The 564-nt window shown below is 44.0% G+C and carries 2 protein-coding genes; both read left to right on the top strand.

What is annotated here, in order from left to right; all coding sequences use genetic code 11:
• Nucleotides 1-166, top strand: a 166-nt coding sequence (rpmD, locus tag ACTHSP_RS21420; RefSeq protein ID WP_440346929.1) for a 50S ribosomal protein L30, incomplete at its 5' end; no start/stop codon positions are given.
• A 1-nt stretch (nucleotide 167) separates the two neighbouring features.
• Nucleotides 168-564: 50S ribosomal protein L15 (gene rplO, locus ACTHSP_RS21415; protein ID WP_440346928.1), on the top strand; the 397-nt coding region annotated here is incomplete at its 3' end.

Raw genomic sequence — 564 nt, 5'->3', positions numbered from 1 at the left:
TAAAGTTACATTGGTTAAGAGCCTGATCGGTACAATTGAATCTCATCGTGCATGTGCTCGTGGTTTAGGTTTGCGCCGCCGTGAACATACTGTAGAGGTTTTGGATACCCCTGAAAACCGTGGCATGATCAATAAAATCAGCTACTTGTTGAAAGTGGAGTCTTAATATGTTTTTGAATACTATTCAACCTGCTGAGGGTGCTACTCACGCTAGTCGTCGTGTAGGCCGCGGTATTGGTAGCGGCTTGGGTAAAACAGGTGGTCGTGGTCATAAAGGTCAAAAAAGCCGTTCTGGTGGCTTCCACAAGGTCGGTTTTGAAGGCGGTCAAATGCCTTTGCAACGCCGTCTGCCGAAACGTGGTTTCAAATCTTTGACTGCTGCCGCTAATGCTGAAGTTCGTTTGAGTGAATTAAATCTGATTGCTGTGAACGAGATTGATGTCTTGGTTCTTAAACAAGCTGGTCTGATTCCTGTAACTGCTTCTAGTGTAAAAGTTATTGCTTCTGGTGAAATCTCAAAAGCAGTTACCTTGAAAGGTGTAAAAGCTACTAAAGGTGCTAAAG

The organism is Neisseria sp. P0001.S005 (genome assembly GCF_051963715.1).
Note: the sequence above shows the minus strand (reverse complement) of the source record. Positions and strands in the feature narration are given on the sequence as shown.